Source organism: Marisediminitalea sp., from assembly GCF_984433645.1.
The window spans coordinates 25098-35483 of the sequence record NZ_CFIDRX010000020.1; the positions used below are offsets into that span (position 1 = coordinate 25098).

At 49.4% G+C, this 10386-nt stretch carries 7 protein-coding genes; 4 read left to right on the forward strand and 3 right to left on the reverse strand.

Annotation, left to right across the window (positions count from 1 at the left end; translation table 11 throughout):
• Positions 1–2: 2 nt before the first annotated feature.
• The 3 genes from AC4MRN_RS04710 to AC4MRN_RS04720 all read right to left on the reverse strand — a co-directional run bounded on the left by AC4MRN_RS04710 (position 3) and on the right by AC4MRN_RS04720 (position 5600).
• Positions 3–1037, reverse strand: a complete 1035-nt coding sequence (locus tag AC4MRN_RS04710) for a succinylglutamate desuccinylase/aspartoacylase family protein (protein WP_073325128.1) — start codon at positions 1035–1037, stop codon at positions 3–5.
• Complete coding sequence (gene rimK / locus AC4MRN_RS04715; RefSeq protein ID WP_073325129.1) at positions 1037–1942, reverse strand: 30S ribosomal protein S6--L-glutamate ligase; 906 nt, start codon at positions 1940–1942, stop codon at positions 1037–1039. Before rimK ends, AC4MRN_RS04710 begins: the two co-directional genes overlap by 1 nt.
• Before the next feature lie 223 nt (positions 1943–2165).
• Positions 2166–5600, reverse strand: a complete 3435-nt coding sequence (locus tag AC4MRN_RS04720) for a PAS domain-containing hybrid sensor histidine kinase/response regulator (protein WP_370241624.1) — start codon at positions 5598–5600, stop codon at positions 2166–2168.
• Positions 5601–5855: 255 nt separating this feature from the next.
• Between AC4MRN_RS04720 and AC4MRN_RS04725 the strand changes: the two genes are divergently transcribed.
• From AC4MRN_RS04725 to AC4MRN_RS04740, 4 genes are all read left to right on the forward strand, one after another.
• Positions 5856–6122, forward strand: coding sequence for a DUF4212 domain-containing protein (locus AC4MRN_RS04725; protein ID WP_073325131.1), 267 nt, complete (start codon positions 5856–5858; stop codon positions 6120–6122).
• A gap of 4 nt (positions 6123–6126) precedes the next feature.
• A complete protein-coding gene (locus tag AC4MRN_RS04730; protein ID WP_370241623.1) occupies positions 6127–7851 on the forward strand; it encodes a sodium:solute symporter family protein in 1725 nt (574 codons plus the stop codon).
• A 219-nt stretch (positions 7852–8070) separates the two neighbouring features.
• The gene (locus tag AC4MRN_RS04735; protein WP_490711731.1) at positions 8071–9903 is read left to right on the forward strand and encodes a DUF294 nucleotidyltransferase-like domain-containing protein; all 1833 of its coding nucleotides are present in this window, start codon (positions 8071–8073) and stop codon (positions 9901–9903) included.
• On the forward strand, positions 9900–10386 hold a 487-nt coding region (locus tag AC4MRN_RS04740), incomplete at its 3' end, for a 3'-5' exonuclease (protein ID WP_491202639.1). The genes AC4MRN_RS04735 and AC4MRN_RS04740, both read left to right, overlap by 4 nt.

Genomic DNA, 10386 nt, shown 5'->3' on the forward strand with positions numbered 1-10386 from the left:
GATCAGAGTACCAGTGTTGATTCAGTTGAAACCAGATTGTCTTGTAACAGCTCCACTTGTTCAGCCACAGTATCCGGGGCCTTAAAGTAAGCAATGTGATATATCGCCTCGCCTTCCTGCGTAAGCGGGATATTTTGTTTGCCGATCACCACGCCTTCCGCCGGGCTGATGATATTTGCCTGAAAGGTGCCGAATGAATCTGCAATCACAGCCAGTACGTCCCCTTTTTCGACATGATCACCAAGTTGCGCAGAGTGCGTAATAAAGCCGCTCTCTGGTGCGCGCACCCAACCGCTTGCACGGGCAATAAACGGTGTTATCGCGACGGCTTTTTTGCTGCGGCTTTTGTTCAGCATGCCCATGTGGCGCATGGTATTGATAATGCCTTTTACGCCAGCCCGAATTGAAAACTCGTCATAACGCAGGGCCTGACCCGCTTCATAAAGCAAAATCTTTATACCGTCTTCACTGGCTGTTTGGCGTAACGAACCGTCGCGGATATCAGCATTCAACAATACAGGTACACCAAACGCCTTGGCCATTTCCAGTACTTCCGGATCATCCAGGTTTGCGCGGATCTGTGGCAAATTACTGCGATGAATAGCGCCTGTGTGTAAATCGATACCGAAGTCACATTTGCTCACCACTTCCTTGTAGAACAAGTAAGCCAGACGACCAGCAAGGCTGCCTTTTCGGCTGCCCGGAAAGCTCCGGTTCAGGTCACGTCGGTCCGGTAAGTAACGGGACTGATTCAGTACGCCGTACACATTTACCATTGGAACAGCAATCAAGGTGCCTTTTAAATTCGCAATGCTTTTGGAGCGAATGAGGCGCGAGACGATTTCAATCCCATTTAGTTCGTCGCCGTGAATAGCGGCACTGACAAACATAGTGGGTCCGGCGCGCTTACCGCGCTTTACAAATACCGGTATGTTCATGCTGGTGGCGGTATACAACGGAGGCATGTCCAAGGCTATTTTCTTGGTTTCTCCCGGTGCAATGATTTCACCGCCAATTTCCAATGGTGCAATGGCCATTAGCCTTTCCCTTTCGTTCTGGTGTTGTTCGGCTTAGCCGAACCTTCAATAAATTCAATGATCATACCGGCAACATCTTTGTTGGTTGCCGCTTCGATACCTTCCAGTCCTGGTGACGAGTTGACTTCCATTACAACCGGGCCGTTATTCGAGCGTAAAATGTCAACACCACAGCAGTTCAGGCCCAGAGTGCGCGCTGCATCAACGGCAGTTTTACGTTCTGCAGGAGACAGGCGAACCAGGCTCGCTGACCCACCACGATGCAGATTTGAACGGAATTCCCCCGGTGCCGCCTGACGCTTCATAGCAGCAATTACTTTGCCACCGACGACGAAACAGCGGATGTCTGAACCGCCGGCTTCCTTGATGTATTCCTGCACCAAAATACTGGCATTCAGACCCATGAAAGCTTCAATAATTGCTTCTGCGGTTTTTTGTGTTTCGGCCAGTACAACGCCGATACCCTGAGTACCTTCCAGCAGTTTAATTACAACCGGTGCACCGCCAACGTTCTTAATAACGTCGTCAACTTTGTCAGGGTGGTGAGCAAAGCCAGTACGTGGCAAACCAATGCCCTTGCGCGACAACAGCTGCAATGAACGCAATTTGTCGCGTGAGCGGCTGATGGCAACGGATTCATTGATACTGTAAGTGCCCATCATTTCGAACTGACGGACTACGGATGTGCCATAAAAGCTCACCGATGCGCCAATACGCGGAATTACGGCGTCATATTTAGGTAGCTTCTTACCGTTGTAGCGAACAGACGGATTGCTGCTGGTAATGTCCATGTAGCAATGCATGGTGTCAATAATGTCAACGGTGTGACCGCGTTGTTCGCCAGCTTCTTTAAGACGGCGGGTAGAATACAATTTTGGGTTACGGGATAAGATTGCAATACGCATAATCTGGCCTGTTCGCAGGGGGTTAAAAACCGGTGTACTTTGCCTGCATACTCAGGAATGTAAACCGAATAATATTTGTCGTGACGGTGAGGGATTTCGATAGTGTTGCTAATCGACCAGTCACATCACTTGTTGTTTAAACCTAATCGAATAACCAGATAAATCAACCGCATTCAGAATTTGGACAGCAGTTTATTTGCCTGCAGATTAAGCCGGCGCGCGTTCAATGACGCGCCGCTTTAACATGTCGGGTCATACTTTTAAGCAGAGCACGCAATTTGGCTGGCTTCAGAGGTTTGCTCAGGTAGTTAACGCCTTGTTCTTTACAGCGTGTTACCAAGTCCTCGTCATGGGTAGCGGTAACCAAAGACGCCGGAAGTACCACATCCAGGTGCTGCCTGATAGCTTCTATCAGGTCCAGACCATTCACACCGTTACCCAATTGATAGTCCATCAACAGGATTTGCGGCGAGAAAATATCGGCTTGCTTTATGGCATCATCCCAGTTGTCAGCCAATACTACGCTGATCCCCCAACGTTCCAACAGGGTTTGCATGGCATCCAGGTTTTCCTGCTGGTCGTCTACGCACAGTACGCGCAAGCTACCAAATGAAGCCGTCGGATTACCCTGCGTTTGTTGTTGAGCGATCTGTGGTGTTGATACAGGAAAACTGAGCGAGAAACAGCTGCCTCGACCGACTTCTGAGTCCACGTGGATTTTACATTGCATTTGGTGGCTCAAGCGCCGGACAACACCTAAACCAAGCCCAATACCATGCTCAGCACTTTCATTTGTGCGATAGAAATCGCTGAAGATCAGCGCTTGTTGTTCTTGTGAAATACCAATACCTGTATCGCGCACTTCGAGGAGAATCTTCCCGTCTCGTTTTCTGGCAGACAGCAACACTTTGCCGTGTTCAGTGTATTTAACCGCATTTGACAGCAAGTTTTGTAAAATTCGGTACAAAAAGGTTTTGTCGGCATAGACCCAGTAATCGGGCAGCCGGGTTTTTAAGACAATCCCTTTCTCTTTTGCCCGCATGGTCATTTCGTCAACGATCGGCCCACATAACTCGCGGATATTAATGGGTTCAGGGTTCGGCTTCAGCTCGCCCTGATCAAGCCGGGCAATATCCAGTAAGGTGGCAATCAGCGCTTCACTCGACATCACAGAGTGGCTCAGTTTATTGACAATGTTGACCACAGAGTCGGGTAAATACGCTTCTTGTAGGGCTGATACGTATAATTTTGCTGCATTGAGTGGTTGCAACACATCGTGGCTTGCTAGTGCCAGGAAGCGTGTTTTACTGGCATTAGCGTCTTCTGCGGCTTTTCGCGCGCGGATAAGTTCTTTTTCGATGTCGCGTCTGCGCTCGATTTCCAGACGGAGTTCGGCGTTTATGGAGTGCACTTCTTCCGTGCGCTTTTTAATGCGGTGTTCCAGGTCGATATTGGATTCTTCCAGCGCCTGCTGGATCTCAACGTGACCGGTGATGTCGTTAAAGCTGGTTACAAAGCCGCCGCCGGGAAGCGGGTTGCCGACCATTTCTATGACGCGGCCATCACTGCGTTGACGGGTAAAACGGTGAGGGGTACCAGATTTCAGATGCTCCAGGCGCTTCTCGACTTCGGCTTCAATGTCTTCGCGCCCGAACTCACCGCGTTCTGCGTTGTAGCGCATGAGCTTTTCAATTGGCGTACCCACAACGAGTAATTCTTCGGGATAATTGTACAAAGCGGCGTATTGCTTGTTCCAGGCCACCAGATTCAGGTGCTTGTCGATGACACTGATCCCCTGGTCCATGTTCTCCAGCGAGGTTAACAAGGCCGTCATATTGAATTGCATGGCCTGGGTGGTGTCATCGAAGAAGTTAATGACCTCGGTGAAGTCTAGCTTCTTACCGCGCAACACCGAATCGATTAACGCCTTGGCGCTGGATGCGCCAATTACCCCACCCAGTGCGCGTTCGCAAAAGGCCATAAAGGCTTCGTCAGGTGGCTCTGTTCGTTCAACGGTACAATGGTGTAACTGCTGGTATTCATTGACTAACTGCTGGCAGCGCCCCGACCCCATAAAGGTAGATAGCAGGGTAATGAGATCAGCAATGGTGACGTTGATACTTTGGTTTTTCGCCGGGGTATTACGCGCATCTGCCGGAGATACAAAGGCTTCAGCCTGAATCCGGTCAATGAGTCGGGCAGGGGCAAACCAGGAGAACAGCACATAAGCGAGCAAATTCGCAATCAGGCTGATAATGGCCCCCTGGCTAAGTAACTCACTTTGCTCGTATTCCGACATAGTGCTGTTTACGATGGGCAGCACCAACCACAAAACCCAGGTGATCAAGCCGACCATAAGTCCGGCGTAGACGCCGTGGGCGTGACCACGCTTCCAGTACAATCCGCCAATAACGGCGGGTAGCAGCTGAATCACCAGCGAGAAGGCGATCAAACCAATAGAGTGCAGCGACCGACTGCCTGTCATTTGTTGGTGATACAAGAAAGCCAGCAACAATATGATGCCAATGATAATTCGGCGGATCAGCCTGATGCGTTTACCGTAATCGCCATAGGTCGCGGAATGTTGCTTTACCGCAAGTAGACGGGGTAGCACCACGTCGTTAGTTAGCATGGTACTCAGCGTCAGCGTAGCCACAATGATCATGGCCGTGGCTGCAGAAAGCCCACCCACAAACACAATAATTTGCAGCAGCAGGGATTCTGAATAAATGGCCAAAGACAACACATAGGTATCTGGCTCGACATTCTGACCGCTAAACACTGCTTGCCCGGCCATGGCTATAACAGGAATAACAGCGGCGGTGACCAATAGGTACAACGGGAACAGCCAGCGAGCCGTTTTCAGGTGGTTCAGACTCAGGTTGTCTACGATTGCAACGTGAAACTGACGGGGTAAGCAAATAACCGCGGCGGCGGCCATAATGGTTTGCGCGAAGAACGTGAACGAGGAGAACTGCGACAGGGCTTCGTCGCTGACAAAGCGCTCCAGAATCGGTGCGCTTTCCAGATTGTACCACGCCTGATAGCCCACAAAGGCAACCAGCACCAGCGCCAGTAATTTAATCGTCGACTCAAATGAAATAGCCAGAATAAGGCCGCGACGATATTCGGTAACGTCGGTTTGTTTGGTACCAAAATAAATTGCGAACAACGCAATAAACGCCGTTGAAATGACAATAATAAACTGGCTGTTAGGTTGATTGGTAAGCAGTTTAAACGTAGCGCCAATTGCTTTTAGTTGTAGTGCGATGTAAGGAATGGTGGCGAGTAGCGCGATGATAGTAACCAGCAGTGCGACGGCCTGTCGTTTGCCGTATCGCGAAGCAATAAAGTCGGCAATGGTGTTGATGTGCTGTTTCTTACTCACCAAAGTAAGTTTATATATGAAACGATATCCCAAAATATAGACCAGCACTGGGCCTAATAATATGGGCAGGTAAATCCAGGTGTCTCGGGATGCCTGACCGACCGCACCAAAGAACGTCCAGGCGGTACAGTAAATTGCCAGCGCCAGTGAGTAGATCACCGGGTGAGAGGTTATCCATCTGGCGGTAGGGGAGTTTTTGTCACCCCAACTGGCAATGTTAAACAACAAAAATAAATACAGCAGTGCCAGTGTAACCCAACCGAACGTCATGCCTTGTCCTAACAGGTTTTTAACAATATTGATGACATTATACGCAACCCTCTAATACCTGACCTACGACCATGGTCTCATTCCTAGATTGATTTTGCGCGACTAGAGTATATCCGAAGCTCCTAATTATGCGGTTTTTAGGCGATTTTTGCGATGTAGAACAAAAGTCAAAAACGCTAAAGTCGCCTGAGAAGCTTGTCGTTAGGAAAATGTAAAAATAATACATCGAGTTAACCTATTTACGAGGACGGAAAGATGGCATTTAAAAGTGATGACGACAAAACGGCGTACTGGAAGGAGAATCTCTCCCTCCTCGCCAAATTGTTAGTAATCTGGTTTGTCGTGTCTTTTGGCTGCGGCATCCTTTTTGTTGATGTGCTGAATAACATCCAATTCTTTGGCTTCAAGCTGGGATTCTGGTTCGCACAGCAAGGTGCAATATACGTATTTGTTGCGCTCATTTTTGTCTATATGGCCAAAATGAACGCACTGGACAAAAAATACGGCGTAGACGAGGAGTAGTCCAATGGATGTTCAATTATTAACCTTTATCATCGTTGGCGCTTCCTTTGCTCTGTATATCGCAATCGCGATTTGGGCTCGCGCTGGTTCAACCACTGACTTCTATGTAGCCGGTGGCGGTGTTCCACCTGTCATGAACGGTATGGCAACCGCAGCAGACTGGATGTCAGCCGCATCGTTTATTTCCATGGCCGGTCTGATTTCCTTTATGGGATACGACGGCGCAGTTTACCTGATGGGCTGGACTGGTGGTTACGTACTGTTGGCACTATGTCTTGCACCATACCTGCGTAAGTTCGGTAAATTTACTGTACCGGATTTCATTGGTGATCGCTACTACTCACAAACTGCCCGTACGGTCGCCGTTTTCTGTGCCATCTTCGTATGTTTTACCTACGTTGCAGGTCAGATGCGTGGTGTGGGCGTGGTATTCAGCCGCTTCCTGGAAGTTGATATCGTAACCGGTGTGGTTATTGGTATGGCAATTGTATTCTTCTACACTGTTTTAGGTGGCATGAAAGGTATCACCTATACACAGGTTGCTCAGTACTGCGTACTGATTTTTGCTTACATCGTACCTGTTGTGTTCATCTCAATGATGGTAACAGGTCACATTCTTCCTCAAACCGCTTTCGGTGCGACACTGGCTGACGGGTCGGGGATGTACATGTTGGAGAAACTCGACAACCTCTCCGTCGAACTCGGCTTTAATGAATATACGTCCGGTACGAAGAGCACCATCGACGTCTTCTTCATTACCTTCGCTCTGATGGTAGGTACTGCGGGTCTGCCTCACGTAATCGTTCGCTTCTTCACGGTACCTAAAGTACGTGATGCGCGTAAGAGTGCGGGTTGGGCGCTGGTATTCATCGCTATTCTTTACACAACTGCACCGGCTCTGGCTTCATTCGGTCGTGTAAACATGATTGAAACCATCAATGGTACAGACATGCAGGGTACATCTTACGCCGAAGCACCAAGTTGGATTAAGAACTGGGAGCAAACTGGCCTGATAACCTTTAAGGATAAGAATGGCGACGGCAAAATGTTCTATGCTGCTGGTAGCATTGACGACCCGGCTAGCAAAAACGAAGTGAAAGTTGACCGTGACATCATGGTACTGGCTAACCCAGAGATTGCGAATCTGCCTGCATGGGTAATCGCACTGGTGGCCGCTGGTGGTGTAGCTGCGGCACTGTCTACCTCGGCGGGTCTGCTGCTGGTAATCTCTACCTCGGTATCACATGACTTACTGAAACGTAACTTTGCGCCAAACATTACCGATAAAGCCGAGTTGTTCTATGCACGACTCGCAGCAGGTGTGGCGATTGTGATTGCCGGTTACTTCGGGATTAACCCGCCAGGATTCGTAGCGCAGGTGGTCGCCTTCGCGTTCGGACTCGCGGCATCCAGTTTCTTCCCAGCGATTATTATGGGTATCTTTAGCAAGCGTATGAATGATAAAGGTGCTATCGCGGGGATGATTGCGGGTATCGCGTTCACAGCGGCATACATCATCTACTTCAAGTTTATCAATCCGGCAGCCAACGTGCCTGCTAACTGGTGGTTCGGTATTTCACCAGAAGGTATTGGTACACTGGGTATGATTGTTAACTTCGCAGTTGCCTACGGCGTGTACAAGATGACTGACGAAGCGCCTCAGGAAATTCAGGACCTGGTGGAAAGCATCCGCTTCCCTAAAGGTGCCGGTGATGCATCAGCTCACTAAACTGAACTAGCGTTATAAAGAAAGGCTCATCCTCGGATGGGCCTTTTTACTCTTCGGCCATTAACTTTTATATAAAGGATTTACACCAGGGGTTATTTTAGAGTGAATCCTGGTGTAAATAGCTGATACGTCTTTGATCTGGTTCACCCGTTATAAACCGCAAAGGCGCTACACTTATATGTAACAACAAGGTTTTCACGGGCGGGATGGGAGGCAATAATGAGTGCGACACCCCAACAGGTACTGGATTTCTTAAAAACATCTGCGCCATTTGATGTGCTGGCTGACGATGCGTTACAGGATTTGGCTAAACACGCCAGGCTTATCTATCTGGCGGCGGAGAACCAGAATCAGTTATTACAGGAAAATGCCGACAGGTTGTTTTTGATTCAAAGCGGTCAGTTTTCGGTAAAAGACAGCGACGGACCAGAACGCCACTTAAGTGAAGGAGACTACTTCGGGTTTCACAGTATTATTGATGGCGTATCCCATCCTATAGAAGTGAAAATTGACAGCCCGGGGCTGGTGTATTGCTTTGAGTCAGAAGCGTTTAAAGCGCTGCTGTCGACGCCGGAAGTGGCTAACTTTTTCGAAGGTACAAAGAGCGAGGCGCTGCAAAACCAGGCGGTCCAGGACTCAAATTCCATGTGGCTTTATAAATCACTGAACGAAGTGATAGAGCGCCAGCCCGTAAGTGCGGATATTGGGCTGTCGGTGCAGCAGGCCGCTGAATTGATGAGTGAAAACAATGTGTCCTCGCTGCTGATCACAGAAAACGAAAAACTGGCGGGGATTGTCACCGACAGAGATCTGCGCAATCGGGTTGTTGCCACAGCGTTAGATGTTGGCTTACCCGTATCGACAATCATGACCGACAAGCCCGCCATGATCACGCAAAACCGCACTATGTTTGACGCCATGGCACTTATGAGTGAACGCAACATTCATCACTTGCCGGTGGTCGACCGGGTATCCCGTCAACCCATGGGCATGGTAACGGCGTCTGATATCATTCGTCATCAGAAAGGCAACGTGCTGTTTATTATTGGCGAACTGTCCAAGGCAGAGAATCTGTATGAACTGACACGGCTGTCGTGGCAAATGCCGCACTATTTGGCAACCCACGCCAAGCGCCCCGGGGATTATGACATTGCCGGCAAAGTGCTGGCACAGGCGACGGATATTATGACGCGCAAGCTGATTACCTTCTATCAGCAACAGCATGGCTCTGCGCCTATACCTTATACCTGGATTGTGTATGGCTCTCAGGCGCGGGAAGACCAGACGATGGGGTCAGATCAGGACAATGGTCTGTTATTGGCACGCACCCCAAATGAGCAAGAAGCCGAGTATTTTGCGGGCATGGCAGACTATGTGTGTAACGGGTTGGGTAAATGCGGCATCAAGCTATGCCCGGGGAATATTATGGCCAGCAACCCGGAGCTGCGTTTGTCACTCGACGATGCCATTCACGAAGCACAGCAGTGGGTAAAGCAGCCAACATCTAAAGCCATCATGTACTTTAATATCTTCCTGGATGCACGGGCTGCGGCCGGCGATGTAGAGTTGTTCAGAAAAATGCAATTGGCACGAGCGCCTTTGTTGAAGCAGAAAATGTTTCTGGCGGCATTAGCACGTCAGGCAAACAGTGATTCTGTGCCGTTATCGATGTTTCAGAAGTTTGTATTTGAAAAAGGCCATAGCGTAAAGGATGCCATTGATCTGAAGGTAAAAGCCATTGCCATCATTAATAACCTGGTAAGACTCTATGCGCTCGACAACGGATTGACGATGCCCTCTACGTTGGCGCGTTTAGCCAGCTTGCCTGCCGGTGCCGGGTTATCGTCGAGAGATGCCAATAACCTGCGGGATATCTGGCTATTCCTGACCCGTTTGCGTTGGCGGCATCAGTTGCAAAATAAAGTAACAGATAATTGTGTGTCGATTAGCGACTTATCCTCCATAGAAAAGCACCAGCTTAAAGCGGCATTTAAAGCCATTGATCGCGCCCAGCAAGCTGCGGTAATGAAATTTTCTGGAGGTATGTCGTGAGTAATGCGTCTGCGCCGTCGCTTTCGTGGTGGGGGCGTATCCAACGCTGGATGGCGGGAGGCACTTTGTTACCCGAAGAGCGCAAGCATCAAATGCTGCGTGATATGCCCTTGCTGGCAATTGATTTAGAGCTGACGTCACTGGACCCCAAGAAGGCGAAGATTACCTCGATTGGCTGGGTAGAAGGTAAGGCAGGCAGTATTGATGTGTCTTCCTGTTACTACGAAGTGGTACGCGCATCTGGCGATTTAGAACAGAGCCCGGTAATCCACGGGCTAACCGCGGATACTATTGCACAAGGCGTGCATGTAAGGGATGCGCTTAAGAAACTCAGCCAGTATGCACATTCCCACGTATGGGTGCTGCACAACGCCGGATTGGATATGGCTGTGCTGGACCGCGTAATGGCGGCAAACGAGCAGCAAATCGAGAACGTGATATCACTGGACACATTAAAGCTCGCGGTTTATCAGTTGCAGAAAC

Coding starts and splice junctions, on each gene's coding strand:
- AC4MRN_RS04710 (WP_073325128.1), bottom strand. CDS start 1,037: ATGGCCATTGCACCATTGGAAATTGGCGGTGAAATCATTGCACCGGGA.
- rimK (WP_073325129.1), bottom strand. CDS start 1,942: ATGCGTATTGCAATCTTATCCCGTAACCCAAAATTGTATTCTACCCGC.
- AC4MRN_RS04720 (WP_370241624.1), bottom strand. CDS start 5,600: ATGACGTTCGGTTGGGTTACACTGGCACTGCTGTATTTATTTTTGTTG.
- AC4MRN_RS04725 (WP_073325131.1), top strand. CDS start 5,856: ATGGCATTTAAAAGTGATGACGACAAAACGGCGTACTGGAAGGAGAAT.
- AC4MRN_RS04730 (WP_370241623.1), top strand. CDS start 6,127: ATGGATGTTCAATTATTAACCTTTATCATCGTTGGCGCTTCCTTTGCT.
- AC4MRN_RS04735 (WP_490711731.1), top strand. CDS start 8,071: ATGAGTGCGACACCCCAACAGGTACTGGATTTCTTAAAAACATCTGCG.